We start from the raw sequence: 16,635 nt of genomic DNA, 5'->3' as shown, positions 1-16,635 counted from the left end.
GGGGGGGGGGGGGGGGGGGGTGTGCGGCAAAGGGATGTCCTATGAGGAAGCCCCCCTCCGTCAGGGCTTCGCCCTGCCACCTCCCCGCGAGCGGGGAGGATATCAGGACCCCTTGCGGCCGATCTTCTCCACCCGCTCGGCGACGTCCGCCGCGACGGCGGGGGTGACGAACTTGGCGATGGTGCCGCCGTACATGGCGATTTCCTTGACCAGGCGGCTGGCGATGGGCTGCAGCGCGACATCGGCCATCAGGAAGACGGTCTCGACCCGCGGATTGATCTGCTGGTTCATGCCCGCCATCTGATATTCATATTCGAAGTCGGCGACGGCGCGCAGGCCCCGAACGATGACCTTTGCGCCCTCGCGCTCGGCGAAATCCATCAGCAGGGAGTCGAAGGCGACGACATGAATCTCGCCCGCGACATCCGCCACTTCGCGCCGGACCATCGCCATCCGCTCGTCCAGCGTGAACATCGGCGACTTGGATGGGTTGGTGGTGACGCCGATCACCAGCCGATCGACCAGCTTCGCGCCGCGCCGGATGATGTCCATGTGCCCCAGGGTCACGGGATCGAAAGTGCCGGGATAGACGCCGATCCGGGTCATCGATCGCGCTCCACCACATACGCGGCGATGGCGCGGAGCAGATCGGCCTCGGGGCCGTAATGGCGCAAATGCTCGATCGCCTGATCGACCAGCATCCGACATTGTTCGCGCGCACGCTCGACACCGAGCAGGCTGAGGAAGGTCGCCTTGCCCGCGTCCTCATCCTTGCGCAGCTTCTTGCCCGCCGCCGCCTCGTCGCCCTCGGCGTCGAGCAGGTCGTCGGCAATCTGGAAAGCCAACCCCAAATCATGCGCATAGCCGCGCAAATGCGTCCGCCCCTCGGGAGCCACGCGGCCCAGGATCGCGCCCGCCTCGACCGCCGCGCAGATCAGCGCACCGGTCTTCATCTGCTGAAGCCGGGTGACGGTGGCAAGGTCGAACACCTGCCGCTCGGCCTCCAGGTCCATCTGCTGCCCGCCCGCCATGCCGCTAGGGCCGGAGGCGCGCGCGAGGTCGAGGATCAGTTCGGAGCGGATGAAGGGGTCGGCATGGGTCGCCGGATCGGCCAGGATCTCGAAGGCCAGCGCGTGGAGGCAGTCGCCCGCCAGGATCGCGGTCGCCTCGTCGAACGCCTTGTGCACGGTAGGCTTGCCGCGCCGCATATCGTCATCGTCCATTGCGGGCAGATCGTCATGGATCAGCGAATAGACGTGGATCGCCTCCAGCGCGGTCGCGACCCAGCCCGCGCAATTGCGGTCCACGGCGAACAGATGCGCGGTGGCGAAGACGAGCAGGGGGCGCAGCCGCTTGCCGCCGCCGATCGCGGCATGGCGCATCGCGGCATAGAGCGAGGAACGCGGATCGCCCGGATCGGCGAGCAACTCGGCAAAGCGGGCGTCGATATCCTCGGCGACCTCGGCCAGCGCCTCGGGCAGGGTGGTGGCAGTGAGCGTCACGCCTCAGCCCGCCTGAAACGGGCGGGTGCCGGCGGCCTTGCCCTCGGCATCCAGGCGTATCGCCTCGATCCGGGCCTGGGCGGCGTCGAGCCGTTCGGCGCAGCGCTGGCGCAGACGATCGCCGCGCTCATAGAGGCGGATCGATTCGTCGAGCGTCGCTTCGCCGCTTTCCAGTCGGCCGACGATCCTCTCCAGTTCCTTGAGGGCGTCCTCGAACGTCAGTTCTTCGATGGGCGTATCCATGACGCCGCTATGCGGCACACCCGGCGGGTGCGCAAGCAGCGTCGCGCTTACCGCAGCCGGTTGACGGTCCAGGTGTAGAGAAACGAGACACCGAACAGGCCCAGATCGACCGCGGCCTGCACGCGGCGCGGCGAACGATCGGTCAGGTCATGGGTCATCACGCGGATATCTGCCGTCGGATGACGATAGGCGAGCGCGACCAGCGCCAGCCCCAGTCCCGCCATCATGATCCGCCGTTCGCGCAAATGCCCGTCTCCCCAGCCTCGCATTACGCTTGGAGCGAACGCTGGGCAAGAGCGGGGCAGGCAGTGGCGGCATGTCGATCGCCACGCCCCAGCAGGCGCGGTCGCGGCCGCCGTTCTTGGCGGCGAACAGTGCCTGGTCGGCTTCGCGATACAAGTGCCGCCAGTCGGATTCATCCCGCATTGGCCCCGTGCACAGGCCCAGGCTGGCGGTGACCTTCAGGCCGGACGGATAGGCGACGGCGCGCAGGCGGGCGAGCAGCGTTTCCGCGTTGGGCGCGCGCGGCGCATCGGCGAGCAAAGCGAACTCCTCGCCGCCGATCCGGGCGACCAGCATGTCCAGCCCGACGGCCTCGCCTAGCGTGCGGGCGAAGATCCGCAGCACCTCGTCACCTTCATCATGGCCCAGCGTGTCGTTGATCCGCTTGAAATGGTCGATATCCGCCAGGACCAGCGTCTGCGGCCCGCTGCGCCCGATCGCCTGCTCCAGAAAGGCACGGCGGTTGAAGAGGCCGGTCAGCGGATCGGTGTCGGCCAACCGCCGGGCAACGCGCTCGTCGGCGCGGGCCAGGTCGCGCTCGCGGCTGAGCAGATATATTCGATAGGCGACCCCGAGGCTGGCGATCAGCGCCTCGGCCCCCATCGACAGCACGGTGGACTGGTCGATCCAGGGGCGCCAGGCGATCAGATGCACGGCGTTCAGTACGCGGAACATGGCGAGCGCGATCGGCGTGCCCCAGCCCAGCGCAAAAGCCCAGGCGAAGTTGCTCCGCCGTCGCCAGGCTTGCACGAAGACCGCGATCAGGAAGCCGAGCAGGACGGCAAAACCCGCCACCACCGCCGTGTCGAGCGGCCGAATCCACCAGGGCGCGCAAAGCGCAAAGGCGATGTTGGGAACCGCGATCAGCACGAAGACCACGACCGACAGCCGGTCGAGCCAGCCGCGAAACACTTCCCGCTCGAAGAAATGGCGGGCGAAGACGACGATGGTCAGCGCGACGCCGCCCAGCATGATCGCGTTCCAGCGATGCCGTTCGTTATTGTCGAGCCAAGGCAGCCACTGCCCGATCAGCCCCGACGAACTCAGCGCATAGCCGGTGATGAAGAACAGCAGCAGGCAATAGACGGGCTGAAGCGGCTGGCGCAGCGCGGGCCAGAGCGCGAGATTGTAGATGGCCAGTGCCACCACCATTCCCATGATCGCGCCGTAGAGCAGGCTGAGCTCCGACTCGACCTCCAGCGCCTGCGCATAATGCTGAAGCCGCGCGCCGCGTACGACCCCTCGCAGATTGGCCGCACCATGGACTTCCCACAGGATGCGGACCGGACGCGTGGTCGCGCGAGGCAGGGGAACCGCGATCATCGGCCCCAGCAACAGATAGCGCGAGGTCGTCGCGCTGGTGAACGCGATGTGCCGGATGCTGCCATCGGCATAGAGAATGTGGAGCGTTGTCGCATTCTGCCAGGCGCTGGCAAAACTGATGCTCATCCGATCGTGCAGATCGCCGGGCAGTGTCGGCAGGGGCTTCGACAACGCCCAGAAGTCGCCCGCGCCATAGGCCGACTGGTCGGGCGTGCAGTCAAAAGCTTGCGGCTGGGCGAGCAGGGCGCGGACGGTATCCCCGGCTTGGATCGGACGAACACAGGTGGCGACGGCCTCCCCGACCTGGGCACGGGCCTCCGTCAGCGGACAGACGGCCGCCAACAGTGCCAGCATCAGCACCCATAATCGGATCGGACCCACGCCGCTCATCGCCCGGGAATGTGCCAGTCAAACCCCGAAAATCAGGTTAACGGCATCATAACCTGCGGTCGCGCGAGTGTGAAACTCCGATCGCCCGCGGCGTGGAAAAAAAGGGGCCGGGTGTCGCCACCCGGCCCCTTTCGTCGGGATCATGTCGATCCGGTGCGTGTCAGCCCGCGTCGACCGAAGCGGGCTTGCCGCCCTTCTTGCGCGGCTTCTTGGGCGCCGCGGGTTCGATCGCGAAGGACAGGGCGCCGTCCTTCATCTTCACCGTCACCTCGCCGCCATGGACCAGCTTGCCGAACAACAGCTCCTCGGCCAACGGCTGCTTGATCTTCTCCTGGATCAGGCGGCCCATCGGACGCGCACCGTACAGGCGGTCATAGCCCTTTTCCGTGAGCCAGCTCTTCGCCGCCTCGTCCAGGCTGATATGGACGTTGCGATCCGCCAGCTGCAGCTCGAGCTGGAGGATGAACTTGTCCACCACCCGCGCCACGACTTCCGGCGGCAGATAGCCAAAGGGCACGATCGCATCGAGGCGGTTGCGGAATTCCGGCGTGAACATCTTCTGCACGGCCTGCTCATCCTCCCCCTCGCGGGTGAGGTTGCCGAAACCGACCGTCTCGCGCGCCATGTCGGCGGCGCCGGCATTGGTCGTCATGATGATGATCGTATTGCGGAAATCGACCGTCTTGCCGTGGTGATCGGTCAGCTTGCCGTTGTCCATCACCTGCAACAGGATGTTGAACAGATCGGGATGCGCCTTCTCGATCTCGTCGAGCAGCAGCACCGAATGCGGATTCTGGTCGACCGCATCGGTCAGCAGACCGCCCTGATCATAACCGACATAGCCCGGAGGCGCACCGATCAGGCGGCTGACCGAGTGACGCTCCATATATTCGGACATGTCGAACCGCTGGAGCGGAATGCCCAGGATCGTCGCCAGCTGGCGCGCGACCTCGGTCTTGCCGACGCCGGTGGGGCCGGTGAACAGATAGTTGCCGATCGGCTTGTCGGGATCGCGAAGCCCCGCACGGCTCAGCTTGATCGCCGAGGACAGATTCTCGATCGCGGCATTCTGGCCGAACACCACGCGCTTGAGATCGGTCTCCAGCGTTTCCAGCTGCTGGCGGTCGTCGGTCGACACGCTCTTCGGCGGGATGCGCGCCATGGTGGCGATCACGGCCTCGATCTCCTTGGGCGTGATAGTCTTCTTGCGCTTGCTGACCGGCACCAGCATCTGCATCGCGCCCACTTCGTCGATCACGTCGATCGCCTTGTCGGGCAGCTTGCGGTCGTTGATGTAACGCGCCGACAGCTCCACCGCCGACTTGATCGCATCGGGGGTATACTTGACCTGATGGTGATCCTCGAACGCCGAGCGCAAGCCTGCCAGAATCTTGATCGTATCCTCGATCGTCGGCTCGTTCACATCGATCTTCTGGAACCGGCGGAGCAGCGCGCGGTCCTTTTCGAAGTGATTGCGGAACTCCTTATAGGTGGTCGAGCCGATGCAGCGGATCGTGCCGCCCGACAGCGCAGGCTTGAGCAGGTTCGACGCGTCCATCGCCCCGCCGCTGGTCGCGCCAGCGCCGATGACGGTATGGATTTCGTCGATGAAGAGCACCGCGTGCGGCAGCTTCTCAAGTTCGTTGACGACCGCCTTCAGCCGCTCCTCGAAGTCACCGCGATACCGCGTGCCTGCCAGCAATGCGCCCATGTCGAGCGAATAGATGACGGCGTTCAGCAGCACCTCGGGCACGTTGCCCTCGATGATCTTGCGTGCAAGGCCCTCGGCGATGGCGGTCTTGCCGACGCCGGGATCACCCACATAGAGCGGGTTGTTCTTCGACCGGCGGCACAGGATCTGGACGGTGCGGTCCACCTCCGGCCCACGCCCGATCAGTGGATCGACTTTGCCCGCCTTCGCCTTTTCATTGAGGTCGACGGTGAACTGCTTGAGCGCGCTCTCGCCTTTGCCCTTTTCGGCGGGCTTGGCGGGCTTTTCCTCCTCGACACCCTTGGGCGGGGTCGATTCGCTCGTCGCACCGCCCTTACCAACGCCGTGGCTGATGAAGCTGACGGCATCCAGGCGACTCATGTCCTGCTGCTGCAGGAAATAGACGGCGTAGGATTCGCGTTCGGAAAACAACGCGACCAGCACGTTCGCGCCGGTCACTTCGTCGCGGCCCGAAGACTGGACGTGCAGGATCGCGCGCTGGACCACGCGCTGGAAACCGCTGGTGGGGGAGGGGTCGGTCGCCGCCTCGACCTTCAGCGCGTCGAGTTCGGTGTCGAGATACTGGGCGACCGTCGCCTTCAGCTCGCCCGTGTCGACATGGCAGGCTTCCATCACCTTGGAGGCATGGTCGTCGTCGATCAGCGCGAGGAGGAGGTGCTCCAGCGTGGCATATTCATGGCGCCGCACGGTCGCGGCTTCCAGCGCCTTGTGAAGCGTGGTCTCGAGCGCGGGGGCGAAAGATGGCATCTACGATACTCCTTCCGAAGCGCCATGGACTGACGCCTCGTTTCGACCAATGTCGGGACGGTGGGGCCCGGCATCAAGCGGGTGTAACGCACGGCCGCTGAACAAAGCGTATCGCGCGAACGAAAATCTACGGGCCGTCTCGGTGCGAGTGCGCCGGAAGAGGCCCGGCCGGGTCACCGCTTGAAGAGCGCGTCGGCGCTGGCGCGGTGGAGCGTGGCGCGGTCCATGTGCCGACGGGTCCGCGCGATCTCCTGTTCCAACACCGCGATTCGCGTCTCCAGTTCGGCAAGCGAGAGCGGGTCGAGATCCGCCTGCACCAGCGCGGTCAGGCTGTCGGGAAGGCGGATCGGAGAATCGTCCTGTTCCATAATGGGATGCAGCGTTGACCCGGCCGCCGCCGATGTCAATAACGGTGTCACGAGAGCCGATGATGGGGGGATGGCAGCCAGTGCACGCATTCGGCGAGGAAATGGGCGGCGACGATATGAGCGGCAAGGAAAAGGGGATCGGCGATATCCCCAAGCTGATGACCGCCATCGACCCCGAGGAGCCGGGCGGCCCCGACGTGCTGGTGCCCGTCCAGCGCCCGACACCCATGCCGGGCGAGGGCGAGGTGCTGATCCGCGTCGCGGCCGCCGGCGTCAACCGGCCGGACGTGATGCAGCGCCAGGGTCTGTATCCGCCGCCGCCCGGAGCGCCCTCGATCCCCGGTCTGGAGATAGCGGGCGAGATCGTCGCGCTGGGCGAGGGTGTGGGGCCGGAACTGCTGGGCCAGCCGGTCTGCGCGCTGATCGGCGGCGGCGGCTATGCGCAATATGCCGTTGCGGTCGCCGAGCATTGCCTGCCCGTGCCGCACGGCCTGTCGATGGCGCAGGCCGCGGCCCTTCCCGAGACGCTGTTCACCGTGTGGACCAATGTGTTCGAGCGCGCCTATGCCCGTGACGGCGAGAGCCTGCTCGTCCATGGCGGGACCAGCGGGATCGGTACCATGGCGATCGCGCTGGGCCGGATCTTCGGGCTGAGCGTGATCGTGACGGCGGGATCGGACGAAAAATGCGCTGCCGCCGAGAAGCTCGGCGCGGCCAAGGCGATCAACTACAAGGCGGTCGATTTTGTCGAGGCGGTAAAGGACTTTACCGACGGGCGCGGCGTCGACATCGTGCTCGATATGGTCGGCGGCGATTATCTGCCGCGCAACATCCAGTGCCTGGCCGAGGATGGTCGCCACGTCTCGATCGCGGTGCAGCGCGGCGCGAAGGCCGAAATCCCCATTTGGGAAGTGATGCGCCGTCGCCTGGTCCTGACGGGTTCGACGCTGCGCGGGCGTGACCGCGAATTCAAGGCGATGGTCGCCGACGAGATCGCGCGCATCGTCTGGCCGCATGTCGAGGAGGGGCGGTTGCGGCCCTTGATCGACCGGAGCTTCCCGCTGGCACAGGCGGCTGATGCGCATCGCCGGATGGAAGCGGGCGATCATCTGGGCAAGATCGTCCTGACCTTCGACACCTGATAGCCGCAAGGCTTGATCCAATTGCAAAAGATTGCAACGGAGCGAATGGCCGGACCGGTCGTTTTTCGGCCCGGGAAATGGGGGGTGTCGGTAATGCAGGGCTATGGTCGGGCTGCGCTCGTGATGTCGGTCGGTTTGGGAGCCGCGACCGTCGCTGTCCCGGTACAGGCCGAATCCGCCCGCGAAATCCTGACCCAGGCGTCCTTTTCCGACAACGACGAGGCAAGCGCGCTGCGCCGCGTGGCGCTGGCTTATAACGCCGCGCTGGGCGCATTGCGCCGCATGCCGGAGGATCATGAGGCGTTGTTGATGCGTGCGACCGCGCTCGGCTATCGCGCCAAGTTGACCGGCAATCGCACTGATGCGGTCGCCGCGCGTCACCAGTTTGAGGCGCTGGTCGCGCAAAATCCCCGCGATGCCGAGGCGCTGTTAGCGCTGGGAGCGTGGCATGTCGGTGCGGTCAAGAAACTCGGGGCGATCGTGGGCCGCGCGGCGGTCGGGGCGCAGCGGGGCGTCGGCTTGGCCGCGCTCGACAAGGCAGTGGCGCTGGGCGGTGACCGGGCGCTGTTTTCGGGGCTGGCGGGGCTGTTGCGTCTGGAGGTCGACCCGCGCGATCCGCGTGGGCGCCTCTTGACGGAAGCGGCGGCGCGGGCGGGGGGATCGAGTGCGATCGACCGGATCATGCAACGCGCGGCGATGGCCGTTCTGGTCCCCTTGCGCGCCGGTGACACCCAGGCGACGCGCAAGCTGGCCTCGCAACTTTTGCCCTTCGGCCGGTTCGACGACGACAATTGACGCACTCGTGGCGGGTGGACGACGGGGTCACATCCGTCTATCGGGCCGGGTTTCCGACAGATTGTCGTGCCGCACCTTGCTCTTGGGGGCGGCTTTCATTAGGTTTGCCGCCGCTACGGCCGCTCCGATGAGGGGCGGCCCTTTTATTTTCCGACTGGAGTGATCCCCGTGGCCCAGCCGCTCATGCCCCATGCGACCGCTTCCTGGCTGGTCGACAATACTTCGCTCTCGTTCGAACAGATCGCGGATTTCTGCGGCCTCCATATCCTCGAAGTGCAGGCGATCGCCGACGACACGGCGGCGACCAAGCTGACCGGTCGCGATCCGGTGCGCGCGCACGAGCTGGCGCAGACCGAGATCGAGAAGGCGCAGGCCGATCCCGATTATCGCATGAAGATGATCAAGGGCCCCGAACAGGTCCGCCGCACCAAGGGCCCGCGCTATACGCCGGTCAGCAAGCGGCAGGACAAGCCGGACGGCATCGCCTGGATCATCCGCAACCACCCGGAAATCTCGGACGGCGCGATCAGCAACCTGATCGGCACCACCCGCACGACGATCGCCGCGATCCGCGACCGCAGCCACTGGAACATCGCCAACATCACACCGAAGGACCCGGTGACCCTGGGCCTGACCACCCAGCGCGAGCTGGACTCGGCGGTGGCGAAGGCGGCGAAGGCGACCGGCGGCAATGCCGAGGCGCAGCCGACCGACACCCGCCTGGAAGGTGACCGCGAAGCCCTGCTCGCCTCGCTGCGCGCCGAGCGCGAACAGGCGAGCCGCGACGTGGATTCGGTTGGCCATCACGGCGACGTGATCGATCCGCACTCGCTATTCCGCAACTGATCGCGGATCAGGCTGTAGACGAGGGGGCGTCCACCGACCGGGTGGGCGCCCCTTTTGCGTGTCGGGGAACGGCGTCTGTCCTGTCCCGTTGAACCGGACAAAGGAGAGACGTCCTATGTCCGAGCAGGAAAAACCCTTCGACCATGATCGTGGCCATAGCGGCCAAGCCTATCACCGCGACGATGAGCAGGCGATGGGCCGCGCCGAACCGTCGGGCAGCGTGACGATTACCCCGCCAGCAGCAGGTGATGGCAATGCGGGTACCGACCTGCCAGCCGACAATGGCAAGCGCGCCTCGGTCGACCCGAAGACAGGCGAAGTGCATGGCAGTGGGGCAGGGGCCGGTGGTGGCCATCGCGGTGACGAGATCGACGAGGTGGACCCCGCGACTCGGCCGGGCGTGGGACCGCGGCCGGTGAATTGATCAATCCTCCCCGCTCGCGGGGAGGGGGACCATGCGCAGCATGGTGGAGGGGGCGTGGGGCAAAGGACTTCCCTTGCAGAAGCCCCCCCCTTCGTCAAGGCTGCGCCCTGCCACCTCCCCGTGCCGGGGAGGATAAGGACACAGCTTCGCCCACCGGTTAGGCGATGCGAGCAAATCCAACGATGTCATGAAAAGTGGCAGGAGTGCACGGACTCGAACCGTGGGCCCTCGGTTTTGGAGACCGATGCTCTACCAACTGAGCTACACTCCTGCGAGGCGGCCGCCATTAGCCCGGCTGACCGGGCGGGACAAGGCCAAATTTGCGATTTTCGTAAATCGCCCCGAAAGAGCAGGGGAGTCCCCTCTGCCCCGACATTGACCATCGTCCGACTCCCGCGTATAGCCCGTCGCTGCACGAAGGGAATTTCTCGGGATTCGGGACTTATCCGTCGGGCAAGCTTGAACATTGCTGGATGCGAATAGGGCCGGGCGAAAGCCGCAAAGGCCCCTTTTTGTATTCCGAAGTGCTGTGATGGCTCCAGCAAAGTAACCTCATGGAAAGGTGAAGGCTTCAATGCCGACGATCAACCAGCTGGTCCGCAAGGGCCGCGAACTGCAGAAGGCCAAGTCCAAGGTCCCTGCAATGGAGCAGAACCCGCAGAAGCGCGGCGTTTGCACCCGTGTCTACACGACGACCCCGAAGAAGCCGAACTCGGCACTTCGCAAGGTGGCCAAGGTTCGCCTGACCAACCAGCGCGAAGTCATTTCGTACATCCCGGGCGAAGGCCACAACCTGCAGGAGCACTCGGTGGTGCTCATCCGCGGCGGCCGTGTGCGCGACCTTCCCGGCGTGCGCTACCACGTGCTGCGCGGCGTTCTCGACACGCAGGGCGTGAAGGATCGCAAGCAGTCCCGCTCGAAGTACGGCGCGAAGCGTCCGAAGTAAGCCGGTCGGGCCTCTCTTGAGGCTCCTCGACCATCCAAGGCTGAAGTTTTGTAAGGAAATACGAGAATGGCTCGTCGTCGTCGTCCCGAAAAGCGGGAAATTCTGCCGGACCCCAAGTTCGGAGATGAGGTCCTGTCGAAGTTCATGAATTCGGTCATGCTGGACGGTAAGAAGTCCGTGGCCGAAGCCATCGTCTACGGTGCTCTGGAAACCGTCGAGACGCGCGCCAAGCGCGATCCGATCGGCGTGTTCCACGATGCGCTGAACAACATCAAGCCGGGCATCGAAGTCCGTTCGCGCCGCGTCGGCGGTGCGACCTACCAGGTCCCGGTCGAAGTCCGTCCGGAGCGTGCCCAGGCTCTGGCCATCCGTTGGCTGATCGGTGCGTCGCGCGCCCGTTCGGAGAACACGATGGCCGCCCGTCTGTCGGGTGAGCTGATGGACGCCGCGAACAACCGTGGCAACGCGGTCAAGAAGCGCGAAGATACGCACCGCATGGCGGAAGCGAATCGCGCCTTCTCGCACTACCGCTGGTAAGGGCCTGCGGCGGGACCGGAATTATTTCCGTCCTGCCGCAACCTTTTCAGGGTGCGGTGCCGGCGGTCTTCCGCTGGTCACGCAAACAGCCTATATAAGGGGGAGCCGGGCCAACCGGCTCCCCCCTACGCTTGAGGAAGATCGATCATGGCCCGCAGCCATCCGCTCGAGAAGTATCGCAACATCGGCATCATGGCGCACATCGATGCCGGCAAGACGACCACGACCGAGCGCATTCTTTATTACACCGGCAAGTCCTACAAGATCGGCGAAGTGCACGAAGGCACCGCCACCATGGACTGGATGGAGCAGGAGCAGGAGCGCGGCATCACCATCACGTCGGCCGCGACGACCTGTTTCTGGAACGACAACCGCATCAACATCATCGACACCCCCGGGCACGTCGACTTCACCATCGAAGTGGAGCGTTCGCTCCGCGTGCTCGACGGCGCGGTCGCCTGCTTCGACGGCGTGGCGGGTGTTGAGCCGCAGTCGGAAACCGTGTGGCGTCAGGCCGACAAGTACGGCGTGCCGCGCATGTGCTTCGTCAACAAGCTCGACCGCACCGGTGCCGACTTCTACTTCTGCGTGAACTCGATCATCGAGCGTCTCGGCGCGCGTCCGGCGGTCCTGTATCTGCCGATCGGCATCGAGGGCGGCTTCAAGGGTCTCGTCGATCTGGTCGAGAACCGCGCGATCATCTGGCTCGAAGAGTCGCTGGGCGCGAAGTTCGAATATCAGGACATCCCGGCCGACATGGCCGAGAAGGCCGCGAAGTATCGCAGCGACCTGATCGAAATGGCCGTCGAGCAGGACGACGCCGCGATGGAAGCGTATCTGGAAGGCAATGAGCCGACCGTCGCTGAACTCAAGGCGCTGATCCGCAAGGGCACGCTGGAAATGGCGTTCGTCCCCGTGGTCTGCGGCTCGGCGTTCAAGAACAAGGGCGTGCAGCCCCTGCTCGACGCGGTCATCGACTATCTGCCGTCGCCGCTCGACGTTCCCGCCATCAAGGGCGTGAAGCTCGACGGCGAGACGCCGGACGAGCGTCCTTCGTCGGACACCGAGCCCTTCTCGGCGCTGGCGTTCAAGATCATGAACGACCCGTTCGTCGGTTCGCTGACCTTCGCCCGCATCTATTCGGGCAAGCTCGAGACCTCGTCGCAGGTCCTGAACTCGGTCAAGGACAAGAAGGAAAAGATCGGCCGCATGCTGCTGATGCATGCGAACAGCCGTGAGGACATCCAGGAAGCCTATGCCGGCGACATCGTCGCTCTGGCGGGTCTCAAGGATACCACGACCGGTGACACGCTCTGCGCGCAGAATGCCCCGATCATCCTGGAGCGCATGGAATTCCCCGAGCCCGTGATCGAGCTGTCGGTGGAGCCCAAGACCAAGGCCGACCAGGAGAAGATGGGCGTCGCGCTCAATCGTCTCGCTCGCGAGGACCCCTCGTTCCGCGTGACCTCGGACGCCGAGTCGGGCCAGACCATCATCAAGGGCATGGGCGAGCTCCATCTCGAGATCCTGGTCGACCGCATGAAGCGCGAGTTCAAGGTCGAGGCGAATGTCGGTGCGCCGCAGGTGGCGTATCGCGAATACCTTAAGAAGCCGGTCGACATCGACTACACGCACAAGAAGCAGTCGGGCGGCACCGGCCAGTTCGGCCGCGTCAAGGTCAAGCTGACCCCGGGCGAGCGTGGTTCGGGCTTCGTCTTCAAGGACGAGATCAAGGGCGGTAACATTCCGAAGGAATATATCCCCGCGATCGAGAAGGGCTTCCGTGAAACTGCGGAAACCGGTTCGCTCGTCGGCTTCCCGATCATCGACTTCGAAGTCCTGCTGTATGACGGCGCGTATCACGACGTCGACTCGTCGGCGCTGGCGTTCGAAATCTGTGCCCGCGGCGCCATGCGCGAAGCGGCCCAGAAGTCGGGCATCACGCTGCTCGAGCCGGTCATGAAGGTCGAAGTCGTGACCCCGGAAGACTATCTGGGCGACGTCATCGGCGACATGAACAGCCGTCGTGGTCAGATCCAGGGCACCGACACGCGCGGCAACGCGCAGACGGTCGAGGCGATGGTCCCGCTGGCCAACATGTTCGGCTATGTGAACGCGCTCCGCTCGTTCACACAGGGCCGTGCGCAGTACTCGATGCAGTTCTCGCATTATGACGAAGTGCCGCAGAACGTCGCGGACGAAGTCAAGGCGAAGATGGCCTAAAGCGTCCGTCGCGCCTCCGGGGCAACTGGAGGCGCGAACACGCTAGGGGCTGGCAATCACCTGAAACACCCGCTATGGGGCCGCGTTCGCGTGGCCTCGGATGCGGCACCGAATTCGATTCAGAAGGTAGGAAAATGGCAAAGGCAAAATTCGAGCGGAACAAGCCGCACCTCAACATCGGCACCATCGGTCACGTCGACCATGGCAAGACCTCGCTGACCGCCGCGATCACCAAGGTTCTGGCCGAGACCACCGGCGGCACCGCCGTTGACTTCGCGAACATCGACAAGGCTCCGGAAGAGCGCGAGCGCGGCATCACCATCTCGACCGCGCACGTCGAGTATGAGACGACGAACCGCCACTATGCGCACGTCGACTGCCCCGGCCACGCCGACTATGTGAAGAACATGATCACCGGCGCGGCGCAGATGGACGGCGCGATCCTCGTCGTGTCGTCGACCGACGGCCCGATGCCGCAGACCCGCGAGCACATCCTGCTCGCCCGCCAGGTCGGCGTGCCCGCAATGGTCGTGTTCATGAACAAGGTTGACCTGGTCGACGACGAGGAAATCCTCGAGCTGGTCGAGCTGGAAATCCGCGAGCTGCTGAGCTCGTACGAATTCCCGGGCGACGACATCCCCGTCGTTAAGGGTTCGGCCACCTGCGCGCTGTCGGGCTCGAACGACAAGTTCGGCAAGGAAGCCGTTCTCGAGCTGATGAAGCAGGTCGACGAGTACATCCCGCAGCCGGAGCGTCCGCTCGACAAGCCGTTCATGATGCCGATCGAAGACGTGTTCTCGATCTCGGGTCGCGGCACCGTCGTCACCGGCCGTGTCGAAACCGGCATCATCAAGGTTGGTGAAGAAGTCGAGATCGTCGGCATCAACGACACCCGCAAGACCACCGTCACCGGTGTCGAAATGTTCCGCAAGCTGCTCGACTCGGGCCAGGCCGGCGACAACATCGGCGCGCTGATCCGTGGCGTTGCTCGTGACGAAGTCGAGCGTGGTCAGGTTCTGGCCAAGCCGGGTTCGATCACCCCGCACACCGACTTCAAGTCGGAAGTGTACGTCCTGTCGAAGGAAGAAGGCGGCCGTCACACCCCGTTCTTCGCGAACTATCGTCCGCAGTTCTACTTCCGCACGACCGACGTCACCGGCACCGTCGAGCTGCCTGAGGGCACCGAGATGGTCATGCCGGGCGACAACGTCGCTCTGGGCGTGAAGCTGATCGCTCCGATCGCCATGGACATCGGTCAGCGCTTCACGATCCGTGAAGGCGGCCGCACCGTCGGCGCCGGCGTCGTCAGCGCGATCGACAAGTAAGTCTCGGGCGAAAGCCTGAAATTTCTTAGGAAAGGGCCGGCCCCGGTGACGGGGTCGGCCTTTTTCGTTCGTGGGTTTGCTGTTGCGGCACCCGAACCCTTCCGGCGCTTCCTCTCCCGGCGGGAGAGGGAAGGGGCCTGCCCGTTGCGAGCGGGGGGAAGGGTAAGGGTGCGATTTGGGTAATTGGGGGCCGGTTCCATCCCCTCCAACAAAAACCCGTCGCCACCCCTTGCGGCACCCCCGGCATATGCGTATAGGCACACGCCTTGAGGGAATCGGCTGGCACCGGAAACACCGGAGTCGGCCTTTTGCTTTTAGTGAGGGCAGGGGTGGTTTGCCGCCACTGTCGTAACCCAGAGTTTGTTTCGGCCCAGGGTCGCCTTCACGGCGAACGGTCGAGTGCCCGGTCGGATCGCCGATCGCACTTGCCGCTCACTGTGATCGCGAACCGAAAGCCCGCTCTTTCGCATCGGTAGGGATCATGGACAGCAATATCCGCATTCGTCTGAAGGCGTTCGACCATCGCGTGCTCGATCAGGCCACTGGCGACATCGCCGACACCGCACGCCGTACCGGCGCGCTCATCCGCGGTCCGATCCCGCTTCCGACGCGCATCGAGAAGTTCACGGTCAACCGTGGTCCGCACATCGACAAGAAGTCGCGTGAGCAGTTCGAGGTCCGCACCTACAAGCGGATGCTGGACATCGTGCAGCCGACCCCGCAGACCGTCGATGCGCTGATGAAGCTCGACCTGGCCGCAGGTGTTGATGTCGAGATCAAGCTGGCGTAAGAGGGCCAGCACTCCCGTGGTTGACGATTCCGTCCCACGGGATTTTGGCGTTTTCCGGTTCTGAAGCAGCCGGAAAACGCGCCGAGGTCGCTCCCGCGATCCGGCACTCTTTAGGGATACCGCCCGGTGGTTTCGCGCAAGCGAGATGGTGCCGGGGCAGCGTCCCCCGTCTGACCGGTTCGCCGGTCGCCAGCCCGGGACGGGGGCTCGTTTCGCTTTAATCGGGCTGGATATGCCCCCCTTGAATGGTTCTTGGGGGCCTCTGTCGAGGAAGGAACAGGATCATGCGTACCGGCGTGATCGCGAAGAAGCTGGGGATGACCCGCCTGTTCCAGGACGATGGTCGGCACGTGCCGGTCACCGTCCTGGCGCTTGAAGGCGTACAGGTCGTCGCTCGCCGCGAGATGGATCGTGACGGCTACACCGCCGTCCAGCTTGGTGCAGGTGTCGCCAAGACCAAGAATGTTGCCAAGCCGCAGCGTGGCCACTTCGGCAAGGCCGAAGTCGAGCCGAAGCAGGTGCTGGTCGAGTTCCGCGTGAACGAAGACGGCCTGCTGGACGTCGGCGCGGAAATCTCCGCCGACCATTTCGTCCCCGGCCAGTATGTCGATATCCAGGGTCGTACCCAGGGTAAGGGCTTTGCCGGTGCGATGAAGCGCTGGAACTTCGGTGGTCTGCGCGCGACCCACGGCGTCTCGGTCTCGCACCGTTCGCATGGTTCGACCGGTAACCGTCAGGACCCGGGCCGCGTCTTCAAGAACAAGAAGATGGCCGGTCACATGGGTGACAAGAACCGCACGCAGCAGAACCTCGAAATCGTGTCGACCGACGTCGAGCGCGGCCTGATCTTCGTCAAGGGCTCAGTGCCCGGCTCGAAGGGTGGCTGGCTGATCGTCAAGGACGCGGTCAAGGTTTCGCGCCACGCGGACGCCCCGTTCCCCGCCAGCATCAAGGCGGCCGCCAACAACAACGCTTCTGCCGAGCCTGCTCCGGAAGCCACCGAGAGCCAGGAGGGCTAAG

16 protein-coding genes and 1 tRNA gene are annotated in these 16,635 nt (G+C 65.0%); 10 read left to right on the top strand and 7 right to left on the bottom strand.

Translation table 11 applies throughout. From position 1 onward, the window contains the following. Positions 1-102 precede the first annotated feature (102 nt). From coaD to SSA01S_RS05420, 6 genes are all read right to left on the bottom strand, one after another. On the bottom strand, positions 103-606 hold the full coding sequence (gene coaD / locus SSA01S_RS05450) for a pantetheine-phosphate adenylyltransferase (RefSeq protein WP_061779536.1): 504 nt from the start codon (positions 604-606) through the stop codon (positions 103-105). Beyond that, a complete protein-coding gene (locus SSA01S_RS05445) occupies positions 603-1,502 on the bottom strand; it encodes a polyprenyl synthetase family protein (RefSeq protein WP_061779535.1) in 900 nt (299 codons plus the stop codon). The genes coaD and SSA01S_RS05445 overlap by 4 nt, the downstream gene beginning before the upstream one ends. Positions 1,503-1,505: 3 nt before the next feature. Further along, positions 1,506-1,745: an exodeoxyribonuclease VII small subunit gene (locus SSA01S_RS05440; protein WP_007406073.1), complete on the bottom strand. Its 240-nt coding sequence runs from the start codon at positions 1,743-1,745 to the stop codon at positions 1,506-1,508. A 147-nt stretch (positions 1,746-1,892) separates the two neighbouring features. Then, positions 1,893-3,740: a sensor domain-containing diguanylate cyclase gene (locus tag SSA01S_RS05430; protein WP_061779534.1), complete on the bottom strand. Its 1,848-nt coding sequence runs from the start codon at positions 3,738-3,740 to the stop codon at positions 1,893-1,895. Between the two features lie 160 nt (positions 3,741-3,900). Beyond that, positions 3,901-6,219 (bottom strand): ATP-dependent Clp protease ATP-binding subunit ClpA, encoded by a 2,319-nt coding sequence (gene clpA, locus SSA01S_RS05425; protein ID WP_061779533.1) that lies wholly within the window; start codon positions 6,217-6,219, stop codon positions 3,901-3,903. Positions 6,220-6,392: 173 nt separating this feature from the next. Further along, positions 6,393-6,587, bottom strand: coding sequence for a DUF1192 domain-containing protein (locus SSA01S_RS05420; RefSeq protein ID WP_058717981.1), 195 nt, complete (start codon positions 6,585-6,587; stop codon positions 6,393-6,395). A 158-nt stretch (positions 6,588-6,745) separates the two neighbouring features. On the opposite strand from SSA01S_RS05420, the gene SSA01S_RS05415 reads away from it, so the two are divergent. The 4 genes from SSA01S_RS05415 (at position 6,746) to SSA01S_RS05400 (ending at position 9,794) form a co-directional block, all read left to right on the top strand. Then, a complete protein-coding gene (locus SSA01S_RS05415; RefSeq protein ID WP_061779550.1) occupies positions 6,746-7,729 on the top strand; it encodes an NAD(P)H-quinone oxidoreductase in 984 nt (327 codons plus the stop codon). Positions 7,730-7,822: 93 nt separating this feature from the next. After that, positions 7,823-8,524 carry a hypothetical protein gene (locus SSA01S_RS05410; protein WP_061779532.1) on the top strand — a complete coding sequence of 234 codons (702 nt, stop codon included), beginning with the start codon at positions 7,823-7,825 and terminating at the stop codon, positions 8,522-8,524. Between the two features lie 168 nt (positions 8,525-8,692). After that, entirely contained in the window at positions 8,693-9,370 is a 678-nt protein-coding gene (locus SSA01S_RS05405) for a DUF1013 domain-containing protein (protein WP_058717987.1), read from the top strand. Between the two features lie 115 nt (positions 9,371-9,485). Continuing rightward, entirely contained in the window at positions 9,486-9,794 is a 309-nt protein-coding gene (locus tag SSA01S_RS05400; protein ID WP_061779531.1) for a hypothetical protein, read from the top strand. A 195-nt stretch (positions 9,795-9,989) separates the two neighbouring features. On the opposite strand, the gene SSA01S_RS05395 is transcribed toward SSA01S_RS05400, so the two are convergent. Next, positions 9,990-10,065 (bottom strand) — tRNA-Trp (locus SSA01S_RS05395). A 303-nt stretch (positions 10,066-10,368) separates the two neighbouring features. Between SSA01S_RS05395 and rpsL the strand changes: the two genes are divergently transcribed. The 6 genes from rpsL to rplC all read left to right on the top strand — a co-directional run bounded on the left by rpsL (position 10,369) and on the right by rplC (position 16,634). Beyond that, positions 10,369-10,740 (top strand): 30S ribosomal protein S12, encoded by a 372-nt coding sequence (gene rpsL / locus SSA01S_RS05390; protein ID WP_058716507.1) that lies wholly within the window; start codon positions 10,369-10,371, stop codon positions 10,738-10,740. Positions 10,741-10,806: 66 nt separating this feature from the next. Continuing rightward, entirely contained in the window at positions 10,807-11,277 is a 471-nt protein-coding gene (gene rpsG / locus SSA01S_RS05385; protein WP_042491196.1) for a 30S ribosomal protein S7, read from the top strand. A gap of 147 nt (positions 11,278-11,424) precedes the next feature. Continuing rightward, the gene (gene fusA, locus SSA01S_RS05380; protein ID WP_058716508.1) at positions 11,425-13,500 is read left to right on the top strand and encodes an elongation factor G; all 2,076 of its coding nucleotides are present in this window, start codon (positions 11,425-11,427) and stop codon (positions 13,498-13,500) included. Positions 13,501-13,634: 134 nt separating this feature from the next. Next, on the top strand, positions 13,635-14,825 hold the full coding sequence (tuf, locus tag SSA01S_RS05375; RefSeq protein WP_061779530.1) for an elongation factor Tu: 1,191 nt from the start codon (positions 13,635-13,637) through the stop codon (positions 14,823-14,825). 481 nt (positions 14,826-15,306) lie between these two features. Continuing rightward, positions 15,307-15,615, top strand: coding sequence for a 30S ribosomal protein S10 (gene rpsJ, locus SSA01S_RS05370; RefSeq protein WP_007406109.1), 309 nt, complete (start codon positions 15,307-15,309; stop codon positions 15,613-15,615). A gap of 284 nt (positions 15,616-15,899) precedes the next feature. Next, on the top strand, positions 15,900-16,634 hold the full coding sequence (gene rplC / locus SSA01S_RS05365) for a 50S ribosomal protein L3 (RefSeq protein ID WP_056430750.1): 735 nt from the start codon (positions 15,900-15,902) through the stop codon (positions 16,632-16,634). Position 16,635 lies beyond the last annotated feature (1 nt).

It is taken from the genome of Sphingomonas sanguinis NBRC 13937 (genome assembly GCF_001591005.1).
In the GTDB taxonomy this organism is placed as follows: Bacteria; Pseudomonadota; Alphaproteobacteria; order Sphingomonadales; family Sphingomonadaceae; genus Sphingomonas; species Sphingomonas sanguinis.
The sequence above is the reverse complement of the archived record's forward strand: the minus strand, read 5'-3'. Positions and strand labels throughout refer to the sequence as shown.

Coding starts and splice junctions, on each gene's coding strand:
- coaD (WP_061779536.1), bottom strand. CDS start 606: ATGACCCGGATCGGCGTCTATCCCGGCACTTTCGATCCCGTGACCCTG.
- SSA01S_RS05440 (WP_007406073.1), bottom strand. CDS start 1,745: ATGGATACGCCCATCGAAGAACTGACGTTCGAGGACGCCCTCAAGGAA.
- SSA01S_RS05430 (WP_061779534.1), bottom strand. CDS start 3,740: ATGAGCGGCGTGGGTCCGATCCGATTATGGGTGCTGATGCTGGCACTG.
- clpA (WP_061779533.1), bottom strand. CDS start 6,219: ATGCCATCTTTCGCCCCCGCGCTCGAGACCACGCTTCACAAGGCGCTG.
- SSA01S_RS05420 (WP_058717981.1), bottom strand. CDS start 6,587: ATGGAACAGGACGATTCTCCGATCCGCCTTCCCGACAGCCTGACCGCG.
- SSA01S_RS05415 (WP_061779550.1), top strand. CDS start 6,746: ATGACCGCCATCGACCCCGAGGAGCCGGGCGGCCCCGACGTGCTGGTG.
- SSA01S_RS05410 (WP_061779532.1), top strand. CDS start 7,823: ATGCAGGGCTATGGTCGGGCTGCGCTCGTGATGTCGGTCGGTTTGGGA.
- SSA01S_RS05400 (WP_061779531.1), top strand. CDS start 9,486: ATGTCCGAGCAGGAAAAACCCTTCGACCATGATCGTGGCCATAGCGGC.
- rpsL (WP_058716507.1), top strand. CDS start 10,369: ATGCCGACGATCAACCAGCTGGTCCGCAAGGGCCGCGAACTGCAGAAG.
- rpsG (WP_042491196.1), top strand. CDS start 10,807: ATGGCTCGTCGTCGTCGTCCCGAAAAGCGGGAAATTCTGCCGGACCCC.
- fusA (WP_058716508.1), top strand. CDS start 11,425: ATGGCCCGCAGCCATCCGCTCGAGAAGTATCGCAACATCGGCATCATG.
- tuf (WP_061779530.1), top strand. CDS start 13,635: ATGGCAAAGGCAAAATTCGAGCGGAACAAGCCGCACCTCAACATCGGC.
- rpsJ (WP_007406109.1), top strand. CDS start 15,307: ATGGACAGCAATATCCGCATTCGTCTGAAGGCGTTCGACCATCGCGTG.
- rplC (WP_056430750.1), top strand. CDS start 15,900: ATGCGTACCGGCGTGATCGCGAAGAAGCTGGGGATGACCCGCCTGTTC.